A 17,421-nucleotide genomic window follows, 5' to 3' on the forward strand; every position below is an offset into this window, starting at 1 on the left:
GGGCGACACGGGTATGTATTCCCGCGACGCCCGCTTAAAAATTAGCTCGACGGCGGTGTCATGTCGTCGTCGTAGGGCACCTGACCGGCATAGCGGGGGCGGGTCAGGGTGAAGTTGTCGAATGTCAGGTCGTTGATGGCGATGTTGAAGGCGGGATCATAATCCACGAAGCTTTCAACCAAAACGACGCGCTCTCCGTTGGCCATATCGGGGAGGCGATCTTCGATCGCGGCGAGGTTGGCCGTAAATAGCTGCGCCTGCGTGCCGGTGCCATGGCTCCAGTCTACGCGGTAGTCTCCATCGGTATCCCGCAAGATTTGCGTCACACGCATTTCGACGCCATCGGTGTCGCGGATCATCGACTCGAGCATGCCGGCCATGCCCTCAATGTCATAGCCGTAAACCGTAGAGGTTTGACGAGAGATCAGGTCCGCAATCGTGAAGGTCGCTTTGATCGACGTATTGTAGACGCGGTAGGCGTCGAAAAAGGCGAATGTGCCGACCCATGCCCATGTCAGCATTGGGAACACGATCACGGTTTCCAGTGAAACGGCGGCGGTGGTGTCTTTGAGGTAGTTTATAATAAGGCGTTTCATCGCTCTTGCCCCTCAATTCGGTTCGTTCACGAAGATGGTTGACGCCATCATATGGATACCGCCGGAATCGTCCCGCGTCAGGTTCAGGCCAAAGCCCGAGAAGGGCAGAATGCGGTCAACGATCAAGCAGGTGCGGATCAGTAGGAAATCGTTGTCGGCCCCAACTTGGAATTCGTTGTCAGGGGCAATGACGATATCATTGCCACGGTTCGCGCAGACCTCGTCATTGGAGGGCATGTCGTAGGACGTGCGGTCAATCAATTGCAGGTCGATGGTCAGCAGCGTTTCGCAGTTCGGCAACAGGTTGGTATTGGCGCACATGGTATCGCGCACCGTATCGGCGTCGGTGATGACGCCTTGGGCCAAGCGCAGCACCCGAACGGACATGTCCAGAGTGCGTTCCAACATGATCTGTCGGGTCAGGATCATCGCCGTTTCGAAGGCGGCAATGAACACAATCATCAGAAGCGGGAAGACGATGACCAATTCCAGCGTCGCTGTGGCCGTCTCGTCCTTCCAGAATTCGCGGATCTGGTATCGCAGGGGCAAAATCATTGGATCAACCGCAGCTGGTTAATGGTCCGCGCGATCGAGGCAAAGGCCTGCGAAATCTCGATCCCTTCCACGTCGTAGTAATGGGCGTCGGACGAGGCACAGTAGCGCATCACTTCCTGGCCGCCCGATGGGGCCTCGAACCCGATGGAGAAGACAACGATACCGGCGTTATTGGCCGCGTCACAGATGGCACGCAGGTTGGTGTCAGCCTCAGAGCCGCCTGCCGATAGAAAGCTGGGGTTGGCGACAGCGTCATGCAAACGCCAGTCGCCATTAGCGCGGGCAGGTTCTTCGTACCATTCCTCGGAGATCCATTCAGCGGTGTAATTCGCGAACAAATCCGCCCAAGCCAGAACCCTGCCGTCCAACACATCGGCGACGCCGTCGTTGTTGCGATCTGGGTCAAAGGCGTTGTGGCGCAGCGTGTTCCATTCATCCACGACCTGAAGGTCGCTCAGGTCAAGCATGCCGTAGGCGGCCCAACCCCCAAAGGGTTCATTCGACCAGATGCCGTTGGCATCACGGGGATCCCCCAAGGGAATCCAGAACTGGTTCTGCGGCTCCCACCAAACTGAGTAGCGGTCGTCCCAAGTGGCGTTGCTTGCGCCTTCGTGAAGGAAGACCTGCGAATAACCCTCGCGGAAGCCCATGTAGATGGCGCCCGTTTCCGGCACCACAGAGGCGCCGGTTTCCGGCGTGTAGATCAACCGGTTATCAGTCGCCATCCAAACATCGCGAAGGTCGTATTGGTTGGTGTTTTCGCCGTCCGTCATCATCACGACGACTTTGATCGTTTCATCATCCAGCGTCGTGTTCGGATCATTGTCGCGGTAGGGCGCGGGGCGATCGCCGAAGTCAGCATGGACATTGTTTGATGCGATAAGCCCATCCACCGCGGGGGCCGCTGTGGGGTCCAGAAGGCCGACGGCCCAGTTCATGCCGATGTCGATCGCTGTCCACCCACCGGAGTTCAGCGCGTTGATATGGTCGTGCAGTACGTTTTCGCGGTATTCCCACGGCAAGATCGCAGCGTATTCATCTGTCTGGCAATATGGACTGTTGAATCCCTGGTCGTTGCCTTCACGGTCCCGGTCCCAATGGGCGATACGGCGGATTGGCACTGCGGGGTCGATCACGGTGCTGGCATAGTCAGCCGAGCCGAAACGGGCGCAGTTGGAGTAGTTGTGGGTATCTTCAAATGCAAAAACGCTGTCGATCAAGTCGCCGCCATTCACCCGCCCGTTGTAGGGGATGATGGATACCGAGACGAGAAGCTCGTTGTTGACGTTGTCATTGGCGTTCAGAACTTCGGTCACGAAGTCCCGCGCGGCGGGGCGCATGTTCGTCATGCGGTTGTTGTCCCCCATGGAGCCCGAGATATCGAGCACCATCGAAACCTCGATCCGGCGCACCCGTTCTTCGGCGGCCCCGATCGCGGGCGAGGTCATGACCCGCACCCCAAACATTTGCATGAACAGCGAGCGCACTTCGAGTTCCGCATAGGCGTGGACCCGGCGGAAGTTGATCCCTTCATCCACACGTACATCAAGGCGGTAGCCTTCAATGCCTGCAATGGAGAAGTAGTCACGTACAACGCCTTCCGGGTCATAGGGCTGTGTCAGAGAGGCCGCGGCCAGAACGGCGCGGTCCAAGGTATACTGAAGTTGGGTCCGCTGCGTCTCGTACCGCATCACGTCAATTGCAATGCCGCTGGCGCCAACCATCAAAACAAAGAGCATCAAAGCAAAGGCCGTAATCGTCCCGTCCTCGCGCTTTATGAAGCGCGAAGGGGCCAGTCGGGCGGTAATCGCCCCGGCAGAACTTTGCATTTTGTGGAAAAGGCTGAACATGCCTTTACTCCCAATCATAAAAAAACCGATCCATAGGCAAGACCCACGGCACCGAGGATCGTTGTCTTTCGAAAGCAAGGCAGAAATGCGGCGGAGACGTGGAGTAAACGGGTTCTTTACGAAATTCTTATACGAGGAGTTTGGACGTACGGGGTAAGGTGCTGTTGCACTCTGGCCGATGCTGTGGCCTTGTAATCTTGGGTGCGCGCGGGCCCCGCGGCACCAATGTCTACAGGCGTGATGTCTGTAGGTGAACGCGAAGGGAGACGCGCCATGACGACCAACCGGGCAGAGCCCAGTTTCCGACAATCCGTCGATTTGATGTTCAACCGCGCAGCGGCGTTGTTGGAGCTTCCACCGGGTCTGGAAGAGAAGATTCGCGTTTGTAATTCCACCTATACGGTCCGTTTTGGGGTGAAATTGCGCGGGGAAGTGCGCACGTTTACCGGCTACCGCTCGGTCCATTCCGAACATACGGAACCGGTGAAAGGGGGCATCCGCTACTCCCTTGGCGTGAACCAGGATGAGGTAGAGGCGCTGGCCGCCCTGATGACCTATAAGTGCGCTTTGGTGGAGGCTCCGTTTGGCGGCTCCAAGGGCGGGTTGTGTATCGACCCACGGGAATACGATGCCGATGAGCTGGAGAAAATCACCCGCCGTTTCGCCTACGAGCTGATTAAGCGTGACCTGATTGACCCGGCCCAGAACGTCCCCGCCCCGGATATGGGGACGGGAGAGCGGGAAATGGCGATCATGGCCGATCAATATGCGCGCATGAACACCACAGACATCAACGCGCGCGCCTGTGTGACAGGCAAGCCCCCCCACGCCGGCGGCATCCAAGGCCGGGTAGAGGCGACGGGGCGCGGCGTGCAATATGCGTTGCAGGAATTCTTCCGCCACCCCGAAGATGTCGCCAAGGCGGGGCTCAGTGGATCACTGGATGGCAAGCGCGTGATCGTGCAGGGCCTTGGCAACGTGGGCTACCACGCGGCAAAGTTTTTGAGCGAGGAAGACGGTAGCATCGTCACCCACGTGATTGAACGCGACGGAGCCATTCACAACGCCGACGGCATTGATATCGACGATCTGCGCCATTGGATTGCGGAGCATAATGGCGTGAAGAACTATCCCAACGGGAGCTACCATGAGAATGGAACAGCGGCGTTGGAAGAAGCGTGCGACATCCTCATCCCCGCCGCATTGGAGGGGGTGATTAACCTCGACAACGCCGCCAGAATCAAAGCGCCGCTGATTATTGAGGCCGCCAATGGCCCAGTGACGGCAGGGGCGAATGATATCTTGTTGGAGAAAGGCGCGGTTATTATCCCTGACCTCTATGCCAACGCGGGCGGCGTGACGGTGTCCTATTTTGAGTGGGTGAAAAACTTGAGCCATATCCGTTTTGGTCGGATGCAACGGCGCCAGGAAGAAGCTCGCCACCAGTTGATCGTCGACGAACTGGAGCGATTGGACAAGCATCTGGGCGGCGCGTGGTCCATGACACCGGACTTCAAGCAGAAGTATCTACGCGGAGCCGGAGAGTTGGAGCTGGTTCGCTCAGGTCTGGATGACACCATGCGAGAGGCCTATGCCGCGATGCGTGAGGTCTGGTATGAGCGCGACGATGTGCACGATCTGCGCACGGCAGGCTTCCTTGTGTCGATCAGCCGGGTCGCGTCGAGCTATCAAGCGAAAGGGATCTGAGGCGCGGACGTTGCGCCTTGATGATAAGCCTGTGCAAAGGGGGCGCTGCCCCCTCTGCGCATCCAAGGGATGCGCAACACCCCCGGAGGTGTATTTGCCAAGATGAAGGAGGGAGCAGTTCTGCGCCTTGTCTGGAAGCGGCGAGGAGGGGGCGGAAGGCCCCGAGGAGCCGTCTGAGTGTTTAGACGTCTTGGCCGCTTTGGACCTGCATGACGATCATCATGTCGGCGACATTCTTGCCGTCTTGCCGCGCGGTGACACCGCCCACTGCCAGTGTTTTACCCCAGCGCCACCAGACGCCGGGCGCGTAGACGCGGGGGGCATGGGGCTCTTTCAGGCGGACAAGGAAGCCGCTGGCGGGTTTGAATGCGAAGGCGCCGCGGTCCACGCGGGCCACGTTGTCGATGGTGCAAAGGACGCGGCCGCCGACCTCGCGCAGTTCTGAACGGGTGAGCTCGATGGTTTTGCTGCTTGCCTGCCACATCGCATAGCCCAACCAGAAGCAACTGGCGCCGAAGAACACAAGAAACAGCATGTAGCTAAAGTACTCCGGCGGGCGCAGGGCGGCGACGGTCCAAACGACCACGGCGAGCGACACGACGAAGGCTACGGCTACGCCTCGGCGCAGGGGACGCGGCTCGATCGTGGCTAGCACTTCGTTGGGGTCAATTTTCTTATGTTTACGCGCCATTGCACACCTTTCGTGCCGCCGTGCAGAATAGACGAAGGCTTTCTCCGGTCCTACCTAGGCTGGACAATTGCCGCAAGGAGGCTGATCCATGTCCATTCGTCCCATTCTAGAGACTCGCCCGGCGCAAGCCACGATGGAAGGCGCGGGCGTTCATCTTTATCGCGCGTTCGGTTTCCAAGACCCGAGCGAATTGGACCCGTTCCTTTTGTTCGATGACTTCCGCAATGATGACCCAGCGTTCTATGCCAAGGGGTTCCCTTGGCATCCCCATCGCGGGATCGAGACGATTACCTATGTTCTGGAAGGCACGGTCGCGCATTCCGATAGCCTTGGCAACTCGGGCGAATTGGGGCCGGGATCGGTGCAATGGATGACGGCCGGGTCGGGGATATTGCATCAGGAAATGCCATCAGGCAACGCCAAGGGGCAGATGCATGGATTCCAATTATGGGGCAACCTACCGGCCGCAGACAAGATGACAGCGCCTCGGTATCAGGACATTACCGGTGCCGATATTCCCGAGGTGACCGACGATGACGGCGTGCATGTGCGTGTCATCACCGGTGCGTTTTGGGGCCAGCGTGGGCCGGTCGACGGGATTGCTGCGGACCCTCAATATCTGGACATATCGGTGCCGCCGGGGGTGAAGAAGACGTTCAAGATCGACACCTACCGCCGGGCCTTCGCCTATGTTTTTCAGGGGGCGGGAGTGTTCGTTGATGCCTCGGGCCCGCAAGGCGTTCTGTTGGAAAAAGAGGTTATGGGACAAGAGGTTAACATCCGCGACATGTCCGGTGACCGCACCTTGGTCCGCTTCGGAAATGGAGACGAGGTCACGGTGCAAGCCGGTGAGGAAGGCGTGCGTTTTCTGCTGATCTCAGGCGCGCCGATAGAGGAGCCTGTGGCGTGGCACGGGCCAATCGTGATGAACACCCAGGCCGAGTTGCAGCAGGCGATGCGTGACTTACAGAACGGGACGTTTATCAAGCCCGCGCACTAGGGGGGGAAGGGGACTGCCTTAGGCAGAACCGTACCATTGCGCGATAGCCAACCCCACGCCAATCACGACCAGCGCGCGGAAGCCGATTTCGGCGGCAAGAAGGCTGCGGCGTTGCGCGGCGCGGGCGCCGGGGCGGTGGCGCGACAGGCTGTTTCGGATTGTGTCGGCGGCCCGTTTGGCTTGGGCGGGATCGGTGCGGGCGGCGAGCTTTGGGTTCGCCATCCGGGATTCCAACGCCACCAGCTCTTGCGCCGCCGAGCGGGCCGACGCCGGCAGCAACCGCCCTGCTTTTCGGACCGCTCCGGGGAAGGTTGGGGCCCGTACCGACAGGCGCTCTGCCATCAGGCTGCGCAATTCTTCTGTTACTGTTCGGTAGCCCGCCTGATCCATAGAATCGCCTTCCCCACGCAATCTGCGCAAAACCTACGGCGAAGGCCCCGGCCTCTCAACCCCTGCGGCCCTCATGGCTGGCAATTCGCGCCAAGGGGCCGTAACTCTGGTCCCATGTTGGAAACCTACACTTTCGGCGACGATGCCGCCCTCCCTCCGGTTCTGATTGCCCATGGCCTGTTCGGGTCTGCCCGCAATTGGAACGTCATTGCCAAGCGCCTGTCCGAGACGCGCCGTGTCATCTCTGTCGACATGCGCAACCATGGCGCCAGCCCTTGGGCCGCGCCCCACAGCTACCCTGCGATGGCAGGCGATCTTGCTGAAGTCATTGAACAATTCGGCGGGCAGGCCGACGTCATTGGCCATTCCATGGGCGGGAAAGCGGCGATGATGTTGGCCCTTCAAACACCCGATGCAGTGCGCAAGCTGGTCGTCGCGGACATCGCGCCGGTGGCCTATGGGCACACCCAACAAGGCATGATCGACGCCATGCGCACCGTGGACCTGGAGGCCGTCGAGACCCGAGGCGACGCGGACCGACAATTGGCTTCGGCGGTGGAGGAGGCGGGCGTGCGGGCCTTCCTGTTGCAGTCCTTGGATGTGCGCGCAAAGCGCTGGCGGTTGAACCTGGATCAGCTGGAAACGGACATGGCGGCGGTGCTGAGTTTCCCCGAGGTGACGGGCAGTTTCGAGGGCCCCGTTTTCATGCTGTCGGGCGGGGCGTCGGACTACGTTTTGCCCGAGCATCGCGCGCGGGTGAAGACGCTTTTCCCGCAGGCGCGCTTCGCGAAAATCCCCGAGGCGGGGCACTGGCTCCACGCCGAAAAACCGCGCGAGTTCGAGGCGGCCTGTGAGGCGTTCTTGGCCGCGTGACACCTGTGCACACCGCGTACACACCCCGTACACCGCTGGACGCGGGTGGGGTTTGGGGTGAGCGGCGTCTCGGAAACGGTCCAGTGGACCGTTTCAGCCGTGAACGGGCGGAGCCACGGGGGCGTTGCCTTTTTCGGAACATTGATGGAGAGCGCCGCGTCTGAGCCGATGGGGGTGAGCGGCGTCTCGGAAGCGGTCCAGTGGACCGGTTCAGCCGTGAACGGGCGGAGCCCCGGGGGCGTTGCGTGTTTCGCAACATCAATTGGTACCGCCGCGCCCGAACCGATGGGGTGGGCGAGAAGCGCCCGCCCCGTGGGGGCGGTTCGGGCGCTGCCCGGCATAGCCGGGCGGGGGTGTTTGGCAGTTATTCCCCGGAACTGAGAAATGCCTGAACGCTTTTGTAGGCCAAGCTTTTGACGCCGAGTCGTGCTTTTACTCGTTCCGCCCGATTCCGGATTTCTGTTATTGCGCCAGTTATCTCATTCTCGTTCGACAAGCTCATTCGCATTGAGACTAGCGTACCTTCAATAGAGCAAGGAAAAGTTTGATAACCTTCACGGGTTAGATAGAGACTAGATTCGCCACTTGCGATATAAAAGTGGCCCAGTTTTCCAAAAAGTTGATGGGCGAAAAAGAGCCCGTATCCTGAGTTGTTCCATGAAGAATGTTGGTTGGCTCGTTTCTGTTTTTTTTGTCGGTACGCCTTTGAGGAAACCCCAGGCATTAAAGAGAACGCTAATGCTTCTTCGTCGGTTTCAGGCTTGGTGTGTTTGCTTTGGTTGAGTGATTTGCAAACGCCTATTCCCCGGTCAGCAATGCATATTTCTACGGTGTCCAAGTTCTTCCAATACTGAGCGCAAAACACCGCGTTCTGCGCATCGCCATGTTCGAAGCAGTTTCGAAAAATCTCACGAAAAGACCTTGCGAGAATATCCCTTAGCTCAGTCGATCGATCTTGTGAAACAATCAATGCGATATCCCGACTACGTCTCTCAATAGCGTCCCCGAGTTCGCCACCGTTTTCGCTCATGTCTGATTGAAGGCTTTCAAGCGAAATAACGCTCAGAGGTATGTAGCTTTCGCCCCCGAATGCTCCTTGCGGAAACGGGTTGTCGTCTAGACTCAGAGCTTCAGAGAAGCCCATATTGTTCGCGTACCCGAGTTTGTTCAAACCATGATAAGTAAGAGTTTCATCTTTGTACTTTCGGCCGCGAGTTCTGCACACTTTTGCTAAAAGTATCATGCATGTAGGGCGAAGGAATTTTACGTGCCCGGCGCCGATATGCAGCGTTTCTCGTTTGGGGGCGTTTTGTATCGATCTGGAAAATGCTGCAAGATTTGAGATTGAACCGCCGCTTGGCAGATAAATATCTGGTCTATCGTTCATTGCGGATCTCGACCAAAGCCTTCATTAAAAGATTTAGCGCACCAAGAAAGTGTTGCGGATGTGCCCAACACCTAAATTCTGTATGGGCCGCTAGTTTTTGCAAGCAAAAACCGCTGTCGCCCACCGTCACGCAAAGGGGCCAGCTATGGCTGGCCCCTTTGCGTGCTAACTGTCCATCTTAAGCGCACTAATGAAGGCACTCTGGGGAATTTCGACTTTACCAAACTGCCGCATCTTTTTCTTACCGGCTTTCTGCTTATCCAGCAGCTTCCGTTTCCGGGACGCGTCGCCGCCGTAGCATTTTGCGGTCACGTCTTTGCGCATGGCCGATAGGGTCTCGCGCGCGATCACGCGGCCGCCGATGGCGGCTTGGATCGGGATTTTGAACATGTGGCGGGGGATGAGTTCCTTGAGTTTCTCAACCATCGCGCGGCCACGGGCCTCGGCGCGTTCGCGGTGCACCATGATGGAGAGCGCGTCGACCGGCTCATCGTTAACCAAGACCTGCATCTTGACCAAAGCGTCCTCGCGATAGCCGATCATCTGATAATCGAACGACGCATACCCTTTGGTAACACTTTTCAGCCTATCGTAGAAATCGAACACAACTTCATTGAGGGGGAGGTCGTAAACCACCATCGCGCGGGTGCCCGCGTAGGTCAGGTCCATCTGGATGCCGCGGCGGTCCTGGCACAGTTTCAGCACGTCGCCGAGGTATTCATCGGGCACAAGGATCGTGGCCTTGATGCGCGGCTCCTCGATCCGGTCGATATGGGCCGGGTCGGGCATGTCGGCGGGGTTGTGCAGGTCCACCATTGTCTCGTCGCGCATGTGGACGTGATAAATCACCGACGGCGCCGTGGTGATAAGGTCGATGTCATATTCGCGCTCCAGCCGGTCGCGGATCACTTCGAGGTGCAGCAGGCCAAGGAAGCCACAGCGGAAACCAAAGCCAAGCGCGGCAGAGGTTTCCATCTCGTGGCTGAAAGAGGCGTCGTTCAGGGCCAGCTTCTCGATCGCGTCGCGCAGATCTTCGAACTGGTTCGTGTCCACCGGGAACAACCCGCAGAAAACAACGGGTTGAGAAGGCTTGAAGCCCGGAAGCGGCTCCGTCGCGCCGTGTTTGTCGTGGGTGATCGTGTCACCCACCCGCGTATCACGTACCTGTTTGATGGAGGCCGTCAGGAACCCCATCTCGCCGGGCCCAAGCTCGGCGATGTCCTTCATCTTGGGCGTGAACACACCCAAACGGTCCACGGGGTACTGCCCACCGGTCCGCATCATCTTGATCTTGTCGCCCTTCTTGATGACCCCATCAATCACGCGGATCAGGACCACAACGCCCAGGTAGCTATCGTAATAGCTGTCCACCAGCATCGCCTTCAGGGGCGCGTCGCGGTCGCCCTTGGGGGCGGGCAGACGGGTGACGATGGCTTCCAGAACATCGGGGATGCCGATGCCGGTTTTCGCTGAAATCTCAACAGCTTCCGAGGCGTCGATGCCGATCACATCTTCGATCTGTTCGCGCACCCGGTCGGGCTCGGCCGCGGGCAGGTCAACCTTGTTGAGCACCGGCACAATCTCATGATCGGCGTCGATGGCTTGGTAAACGTTGGCCAGCGTCTGCGCCTCTACCCCTTGGGAGGCATCGACCACCAGAAGCGAGCCCTCCACAGCCTGCATGGAGCGCGAGACTTCATAGGCGAAATCGACGTGACCGGGGGTGTCGATGAGGTTGAGGATATAGGTGTGGCCGTCCTGCGCCGGGTATTCGATGCGGACGGTGTTGGCCTTGATGGTGATGCCGCGCTCCCGCTCGATATCCATCTGGTCGAGCAGCTGCGCCTGCATATCGCGGGCGGCCACGGTGCCGGTCAGCTGGATCAGACGATCCGCCAAAGTGGATTTACCGTGGTCGATATGGGCCACGATGGAGAAGTTGCGAATGCGGTTGAGGTCGGTCATGGGCGCGGCCTTGAAATGCAGGGTTTCAAGGGGATGTAGCGTGTTGGGCGCGGCGGGGGAAGGGGATGATGTGTTTACCGTTGCGGGAATTGACCATGCGCTTATTTTGAGCGTGAAGGGGCAAAAATAATGTCGCACGAAGATAATGCGGAAGTTCTTAAGTGGCTGTCGGCGCTGCCTATGAATGTTGGTAGGGGCATTGCGTATCGTGCCGCGATGCGGGTGCTACCATTGGTTACCGTTGTTGATGTCGACAGCCCGCGTAACGCCCTTTACGCATTAGCGGCTCTGCGAGCTTGTATTAGTGGTGGGTGCCATATCGAGGTCCGCAGTCCCTCGACTTCAACGGCATCCAAAGCAGCGGCGATTGCGGCTCGTCAGGCTGGTGATGCTTCAGCAGCGAGCATCCGTGATGTGAAGGATCTCCGGGGCCTAAAAGACATCAGAGCCGTTGGGACGGCGATGTCATCTCGTCCAAGCGTCACCATTGCACTTCATGCCACAGCATCATTTGCCGCCGCTGCCACCGCCACAAAAAGCGGTGCAGTTGCGGCAACAATCGACGATGCGGCGTTGGCTTTCTACAAAGTATCCTATGCTAATCCGAGGTACGCTCACCGTGGAGGTGGAGAGCTTGGCGCGGAAGTAGCAGCAGTTTTCCGTTTGGCCCAATTGGATTCAGAGTTGTCTGTCGAACAGCTAACAAATGGTCGGATCTCAATTCCGGAAGACTTTGATGAGACTGTCGGTAGTTGGGTAAGGCATCGCATTGATTTGCTTCGATCCGGCGGACCGTGGGCCTTCTGGGCCGAATGGTATGCCCGTGCGATGGCGGGTGAGCCGCTGGATTGGAAGTTGCAGGAACAGATCGCGCTGATCGACGATGTTGTTTGGGAGGCCGGGCCGGACGCGGTGGCGGCAGAGATCGAAAAGCTTCAGCGGGCGTTTCTTTTGGGCGCGATGCCGCTGAGTGAGACCATTCAGTTTGACGACGACGCTGCTACTTTCCGTGTTGAGCCCGTGGTATCGGCCAAGCCGGATTTGTTGGGCGCGACGTTGGATGCCGTCTCTGACGCCTTGGAGGACGCGCTTTCAGAACCGTCCAATGGCCTGACAGTACGTTCGCGCACGACGCGGGTTCTGCGCCGCATGATCCAACGGTACAGTAACAATCCGCAACGGGTGGAGACGGATTGCGTTAACGAATATCGCTCTCTCACGCGGCAGATGACAGTGACGGAGGACTTGCCGCCGTCCGAGGACAATCTTGCATTGCAATCGGCATTACAGGAGGCCGCCCAAGGCATTCGGGCGGTTCACCCTGACATTGCAGAGAACCGCCGTATCCTGACGGAGCAAGCGTTGCGAGAGTTGCCGGAAGAGGCACGTGCCGCGTTGACCGAGGCCCAGCCGATGTTGGAGCTGATTTCCGAGCCAAAGTTGGCAGCGGAGTTCCACGAGGACATTTTGTATCTGACAGTGGAGATGCGGGCCGGGCCGCCGCGTGCATTCGTTGAGGGTGAGCGGAATCCGGTTCTAGCGGGCTATGATGAGAAAGTGCGCGTGTTCGGGCGGGCCAGCAAAATGCTGACTGAAGTTCGCGCAGGGGGAAATGAGCTGCTTGATAGGCTTGAAGAGAAGCATCGAGTTTCGCGTGGGGATATCCTGTCGATGCTCGTTTCGTTGGTTCTGTGGGGTGTCGGACTTCTGAAGTGATCGTTCCAACGCACCCCTGCACGGAACTAGGGCCGCAGGTCCCGGTGCCATTACCAAATGACGACCCCCTCGAGGCAACTTTGTCCGAGAAAAAGCTCGTGGCACGGGGGGCGCGGGGCGCGGCGCGACTAGCCCCCCCGCAAAGTCGTGAATTGACCGAAATACCTTGCCTCTGGCATAATGGGCGCAGAGCAGACCGGGCGAAAAGACCCGTTTAACCCAGAGGCATTTGCAATGAGATTGATTTACCCCGTCATCGCGGCGGCATTTATGGTCGTTCCAGACTCCGCAGAGGCGAACCCCATTCAGCGCGCCTGTTTGGCGTCGGAGCGCAATGTGTCGCGCAGCTTGTGTTCATGCATCGGTGATGCGGCTGATGAGACGTTGTCGCGCAGTCAAATGCGCATGGGCGCGAGGTGGTTTGACGACCCTCAGCGCGCGCAGGATACGCGGCAATCGGACCGGGAGCGGGACGAAGAGATGTGGTCGGCGTGGCGCACGTTCTCGACCCTGGCAGAGCAGAGCTGCGGCTAGCGGTCTGTAACTGTTGATGAAATGAGAGGCGCGTCGGGCGTTGAACCCGAGGCGAGAGAGGCAGGCCCCACCGGAACTCCGGCGGGGCCGCTTTTCGTTTCAGCTGTCGTGATCGTGGTCGGCGTCGTGATCGGAGTGGTCGTCGCCTTCCATCTCCATCTCTTCGTGATCGCCATGGCCGGAATGGTCGCCATGATCGCCATGGCCGCCCGCATCGGGCTGGCGTTCATTGTCGATGATGATGGTTTGGGTCACCGGGTCGGCCTGCTCGAAGGTGAAGGTGATCTCGATCTCTTCGCCCTGCACCAGGGGCTCGGTCAGGCCGAGCATCATCACGTGCATGCCGCCGCGCACCAGATGGATGCGCTCGCCGGCGGCGACGGGGAAGCCCGCCTCCACCTCAACCATGCGCATGATGCCGGAGTCCTCTTGGATGTGGGTGTGCAGCTCCAACCGCTCTGCCGCCGTAGACGTGACTCCGATTAGCACGTCATCTTGGTCGGAATGGTTGAACAGCGTCAGGAAGGTAGCCCCGGATTGGGCCACGGGGCTGGAGGCGCGGGCATAGGCGTCCTCGATCACCATATGGGCCGAGGCAAGGGCAGGGAGAACCGCGAAAGCGGTTGCGAGAAGCGTTGTTTTGAAGGTCATTGTCGTCTCTTTTTGTGTTGTCGGTTAAGGGGTTGGGCTCAGCCCAGGCGCGGGGGCGCACGGGCATGGCCGCTTAACCGAACGACGGAAAGAGGCGGGAGGGGGCGGGCGGAAGGCTCTGCCGTGGGGAGCAAATGGGTGGGCGCGATGACGTGCGGGGGCTGGGCCGAAAGGGCCGCAACTGTCAGGTGACAGGCGGGACAATCGGGGGCGGCGATGGCCGCGCCGTCATCGTCGAGAATCGGCAGGCCGGACACATCGAGCAGAAGGGCGGGCGCGGACAGGCCGCAATAGCCGCCCGAGATCGCCATACGGGTTTCCGCGACAACAGCAGTCAAGCTGCTGAGCACAAGCGCGAGCGCAAGAAGCGTATGAAGGAACACACGGCGGATCATGGCGCCTGTGTAGCGCGGCGGATCGGGGGAGGCCATGCCACAATAAGGGAAGCGCGGGCAGGGGGGGCGGCGGATTGCAGGAACAACAAAGCCCCGCGCGGGATTTCCCGGCGGGGCGATGCAGATAATCTGACGAAAAGATCAGGCCTGAGCGGCTTGGGCTTTCGCGATTTCTTTTTTGATCTTGAGGGCGCGTTCGCTCAACTCGGTGTCCTTGGCTTTTGCCATGAACGCATCGAGGCCACCACGGTGGTCGACGGTCCGCAGAGCCGCGTTGGAGATGCGCAGCTTGAAGCGGCGATCCAGAGTGTCGGAACCGAGCGTAACATCGCTCAGGTTCGGCAGGAACCGACGGCGGGTACGGTTCTTGGCGTGGCTTACGTTGTTGCCCGTCATCGGGCCTTTGCCGGTCAGTTCGCAGACGCGCGACATGGGGTGTCCTCTTCGTATCTCATGCAAAGCCGGGGCGGATGCCGTGGGGCTTTGAAACCAATAGGGCGCGGAGAAGACTCTGCGCCCGGAAAATCTGGATTGGGAAGTACGAAGGCAGGGGCGGGGTGTCAAGCCGTGAATCGGCCCTAGGGGGCGCGTTTCGGGGATTCACGGGGCCAATGTTTGCGCGTAGCGTGGTTCGCGATGAAAGAGACCGACTTATATCCGCCCGTAAAGGCGCATTTAGAGGCGCAGGGCTACGCCGTGAAGGGCGAAATCGGCCCGGCGGACGTGATGGGCCTGCGCGGGGACGAGATGGTGGTGGTGGAGTTGAAGAAGGGATTCTCTCTCACGCTGTTTCATCAGGGGATCGCGCGATTGGCGGTTTGCGACTGCGTTTATGTGGCCGTGTCGAAGGGGAAGGGGCGGCCCTGGCTGAAGTCGTTGAGGGAGAACGTGCGCATGGCGCGGCGGCTGGGCCTGGGCGTGATGGCTGTGGATATCGTGGCGGGCACGGTGAAGGTTTACTGCGACCCCGGCCCCTATGCGCCACGCAAGGTGGCCCGCAAGAAACGCGCGATGGTGGGCGAGTTCGAGCGCCGAGACGGCGACCCGAATATGGGGGGGCTTCAGGGCGCGAGGATCACGGCGTATCGGCAGGAGGCCACTTTGTGTGCCGAGTTTCTGGCGCTGGCTGGGGAGGCCAAGGGCGCAGAGGTGGCGAAGTCTACGGGCGTGGCGAAAGCGACAATGATCATGCGCAACAACCACTACGGTTGGTTCGATAAGGTGTCCAAGGGTGTTTATCGGTTAAGCGAGGCCGGGCGGAGTGCCGTTTCTGGATGACGGGTTGTGGCCCTCGTCGGCGTTGCGAGGGGGGAGAGGTGGTTCTTCGATATTTGTGAAAAGATGAAGGGCATGTTGACCGGAGTGCAACAGGTCGAGCGTCGCTATATCCTGTGGGGGCGGATTGGGTCTACACAAGGCGGGGGGGGCTCCCTATAGTGCCTGTGGATAAGTGGGCATAAGCCCCAAGGTAGAGGCAGGCGCGGCAGTAAGCTGTTATGCGCATTAGGGACAGGAGGCTGCGCCATGCGTTGCCCATTTTGCGGAAATGTGGACACTCAGGTAAAGGACTCGCGTCCGGCTGAGGATCATGTGGCGATCCGGCGGCGGCGGTTTTGTCCGGCCTGCGCGGGGCGCTTCACGACGTATGAGCGCGTGCAGTTGCGCGATTTGGTGGTGATCAAATCCAGCGGGAAGCGCGAAGATTTTGACCGGACGAAGCTGGAACGCTCGATCCGGATGGCGTTGCAGAAGCGCCCGGTTGACCCGGATCGGGTGGATCAGATGATTTCCGGCATGGTGCGACGGCTGGAGAGCCTTGGAGAGACGGACGTGCAATCCAAGGTGATCGGTGAGATCGTGATGGAACGTCTGGCGGCGATTGATACGGTCGCCTATGTGCGGTTTGCCAGCGTTTACAAGAACTTCCAGGCGACAGGCGATTTCGAGGACTTCCTGTCCGAGCTGCGTCCGCCCACGCCTTCCACAGATAGTTGAGATGAGTGACCGGCGCTGGATGGCGCTGGCGGTGTCGCTGGGCGCCCGAGGGTTGGGCCGGGTTTGGCCGAACCCGGCGGTCGGCTGCGTTTTGGTGAAAGACGGCCGCGTCGTCGGGCGCGGCTGGACCGACATCGGCGGGCGGCCCCACGCGGAAGTAAAGGCGCTGGCGCAGGCGGGTGCTTTGGCCCAGGGCGCATGTGCCTATGTTTCCCTTGAGCCATGCAATCACACCGGAAAGACCGGCCCCTGCGCCCAAGCGCTGATTGACGCAGGCGTGATCCGCGTTGTGGTCGCCTGCCAAGATCCGGACCCGAGGGTTGCGGGCGGCGGGATCGAGCGGATGCGGGCGGCGGGCATTGAGGTTGTTACCGGCGTTCTTGAGGATGAGGGCCTGCAAGCCCATGAGGGGTTCTTTTCGCGGCTGCAAAAGGGCCGCCCGATGGTAACGCTGAAAGTTGCGACCTCGTTGGACGGAAGGATTGCCACGGCGAGTGGCGAGAGCCAGTGGATCACCGGGCCGGAAGCGCGGCGGCGCGTGCACGGGATGCGGGCGCGGCACGATGCGGTGATGGTCGGGGCGGGGACGGCGAGGGCCGATGATCCGTCCCTGACGGTGCGCGGCATGGGCGAGGTGCCACAGCCGGTGCGGGTTGTCGTCTCGGGTCGGCTGGATGTGCCGGTGGAGAGCGTTTTGGGGCGTAGCGCGCGGGAGGTTCCGGTGTGGTTGTTGCACGGACCGGATGCGCCGGAGGCCGCGCGAGAGGCATGGGACGCCACGGGTGCGGTGCTGATGGAATGCGCCTTGGGCGCGAGCGGTCAGGTGGATGCCGGGGCCGTGTTGCACCGGTTGGGAGAGGCGGGCCTGACACGGGTTTTCTGCGAGGGCGGGGGCGCATTGGCGGCCTCGCTTCTGGCGGCTGATCTGGTGGATCGGCTGGCGGTCTTTTCAGGCGGGCTGATCCTGGGCGCAGAGGGCACGCCAGCGGTGAGCGCGATGGGCATTGCGGCGCTGGCCGAGGCGCCGAGCTTCAAGTTGGAGCAAGTCGAGCAGGTTGGCGCTGACGGGTTGAGCCTTTGGGCGCGGCAATCGGATTAGTTCGAAATTATACTTAT

Annotated in this window: 18 protein-coding genes; 8 read left to right on the forward strand and 10 right to left on the reverse strand. The window is 60.0% G+C overall.

Annotated elements, in window-relative coordinates:
- Nucleotides 1-41 precede the first annotated feature (41 nt).
- The 3 genes from K3728_04995 to K3728_05005 are packed head-to-tail and all read right to left on the reverse strand — an operon-like array spanning nt 42 to nt 3,001.
- Nucleotides 42-596, reverse strand: coding sequence for a pilus assembly protein (locus K3728_04995; GenBank protein UWQ96592.1), 555 nt, complete (start codon nt 594-596; stop codon nt 42-44).
- Between the two features lie 12 nt (nt 597-608).
- Nucleotides 609-1,151, reverse strand: coding sequence for a hypothetical protein (locus K3728_05000; GenBank protein ID UWQ96593.1), 543 nt, complete (start codon nt 1,149-1,151; stop codon nt 609-611).
- A complete protein-coding gene (locus tag K3728_05005) occupies nt 1,148-3,001 on the reverse strand; it encodes a hypothetical protein (GenBank protein UWQ96594.1) in 1,854 nt (617 codons plus the stop codon). The genes K3728_05000 and K3728_05005 overlap by 4 nt, the downstream gene beginning before the upstream one ends.
- Nucleotides 3,002-3,274: 273 nt before the next feature.
- On the opposite strand from K3728_05005, the gene K3728_05010 reads away from it, so the two are divergent.
- Nucleotides 3,275-4,708 carry a Glu/Leu/Phe/Val dehydrogenase gene (locus K3728_05010; protein UWQ96595.1) on the forward strand — a complete coding sequence of 478 codons (1,434 nt, stop codon included), beginning with the start codon at nt 3,275-3,277 and terminating at the stop codon, nt 4,706-4,708.
- Between the two features lie 181 nt (nt 4,709-4,889).
- Here K3728_05010 and K3728_05015 read toward each other — a convergent pair whose 3' ends face one another.
- The gene (locus K3728_05015; GenBank protein ID UWQ96596.1) at nt 4,890-5,399 is read right to left on the reverse strand and encodes a hypothetical protein; all 510 of its coding nucleotides are present in this window, start codon (nt 5,397-5,399) and stop codon (nt 4,890-4,892) included.
- Between the two features lie 88 nt (nt 5,400-5,487).
- Here K3728_05015 and K3728_05020 point away from each other — a divergent pair, with 88 nt between their 5' ends.
- The gene (locus tag K3728_05020; GenBank protein ID UWQ96597.1) at nt 5,488-6,399 is read left to right on the forward strand and encodes a pirin family protein; all 912 of its coding nucleotides are present in this window, start codon (nt 5,488-5,490) and stop codon (nt 6,397-6,399) included.
- Nucleotides 6,400-6,417: 18 nt separating this feature from the next.
- Here the strand turns inward: K3728_05020 and K3728_05025 are convergent, their stop codons facing one another.
- Nucleotides 6,418-6,789 (reverse strand): hypothetical protein, encoded by a 372-nt coding sequence (locus tag K3728_05025; GenBank protein ID UWQ96598.1) that lies wholly within the window; start codon nt 6,787-6,789, stop codon nt 6,418-6,420.
- A 114-nt stretch (nt 6,790-6,903) separates the two neighbouring features.
- Between K3728_05025 and K3728_05030 the strand changes: the two genes are divergently transcribed.
- Nucleotides 6,904-7,662 (forward strand): alpha/beta fold hydrolase, encoded by a 759-nt coding sequence (locus tag K3728_05030; protein UWQ96599.1) that lies wholly within the window; start codon nt 6,904-6,906, stop codon nt 7,660-7,662.
- 364 nt (nt 7,663-8,026) lie between these two features.
- Here the strand turns inward: K3728_05030 and K3728_05035 are convergent, their stop codons facing one another.
- Nucleotides 8,027-9,049 carry a hypothetical protein gene (locus K3728_05035; GenBank protein ID UWQ96600.1) on the reverse strand — a complete coding sequence of 341 codons (1,023 nt, stop codon included), beginning with the start codon at nt 9,047-9,049 and terminating at the stop codon, nt 8,027-8,029.
- Nucleotides 9,050-9,214: 165 nt separating this feature from the next.
- Nucleotides 9,215-11,014: a translation elongation factor 4 gene (gene lepA / locus K3728_05040; GenBank protein UWQ96601.1), complete on the reverse strand. Its 1,800-nt coding sequence runs from the start codon at nt 11,012-11,014 to the stop codon at nt 9,215-9,217.
- A 462-nt stretch (nt 11,015-11,476) separates the two neighbouring features.
- Here lepA and K3728_05045 point away from each other — a divergent pair, with 462 nt between their 5' ends.
- On the forward strand, nt 11,477-12,730 hold the full coding sequence (locus tag K3728_05045; GenBank protein UWQ96602.1) for a hypothetical protein: 1,254 nt from the start codon (nt 11,477-11,479) through the stop codon (nt 12,728-12,730).
- Between the two features lie 270 nt (nt 12,731-13,000).
- Nucleotides 13,001-13,264, forward strand: a complete 264-nt coding sequence (locus K3728_05050) for a hypothetical protein (protein UWQ97455.1) — start codon at nt 13,001-13,003, stop codon at nt 13,262-13,264.
- A 99-nt stretch (nt 13,265-13,363) separates the two neighbouring features.
- Here K3728_05050 and K3728_05055 read toward each other — a convergent pair whose 3' ends face one another.
- From K3728_05055 to rpmB, 3 genes are all read right to left on the reverse strand, one after another.
- Nucleotides 13,364-13,915, reverse strand: a complete 552-nt coding sequence (locus K3728_05055; protein UWQ96603.1) for a copper chaperone PCu(A)C — start codon at nt 13,913-13,915, stop codon at nt 13,364-13,366.
- A gap of 38 nt (nt 13,916-13,953) precedes the next feature.
- Complete coding sequence (locus tag K3728_05060; protein UWQ96604.1) at nt 13,954-14,310, reverse strand: hypothetical protein; 357 nt, start codon at nt 14,308-14,310, stop codon at nt 13,954-13,956.
- Between the two features lie 141 nt (nt 14,311-14,451).
- A complete protein-coding gene (gene rpmB / locus K3728_05065) occupies nt 14,452-14,742 on the reverse strand; it encodes a 50S ribosomal protein L28 (protein UWQ96605.1) in 291 nt (96 codons plus the stop codon).
- A gap of 204 nt (nt 14,743-14,946) precedes the next feature.
- Between rpmB and K3728_05070 the strand changes: the two genes are divergently transcribed.
- The 3 genes from K3728_05070 to ribD all read left to right on the forward strand — a co-directional run bounded on the left by K3728_05070 (nt 14,947) and on the right by ribD (nt 17,404).
- Complete coding sequence (locus tag K3728_05070; GenBank protein UWQ96606.1) at nt 14,947-15,588, forward strand: hypothetical protein; 642 nt, start codon at nt 14,947-14,949, stop codon at nt 15,586-15,588.
- Between the two features lie 246 nt (nt 15,589-15,834).
- Complete coding sequence (gene nrdR / locus K3728_05075) at nt 15,835-16,305, forward strand: transcriptional regulator NrdR (protein UWQ96607.1); 471 nt, start codon at nt 15,835-15,837, stop codon at nt 16,303-16,305.
- Between the two features lies 1 nt (nt 16,306).
- Nucleotides 16,307-17,404, forward strand: a complete 1,098-nt coding sequence (gene ribD / locus K3728_05080; protein UWQ96608.1) for a bifunctional diaminohydroxyphosphoribosylaminopyrimidine deaminase/5-amino-6-(5-phosphoribosylamino)uracil reductase RibD — start codon at nt 16,307-16,309, stop codon at nt 17,402-17,404.
- Nucleotides 17,405-17,421: the final 17 nt, after the last annotated feature.

The organism is Rhodobacteraceae bacterium M385 (assembly GCA_025141835.1).
Taxonomy (GTDB): Bacteria; Pseudomonadota; Alphaproteobacteria; order Rhodobacterales; family Rhodobacteraceae; genus Gymnodinialimonas.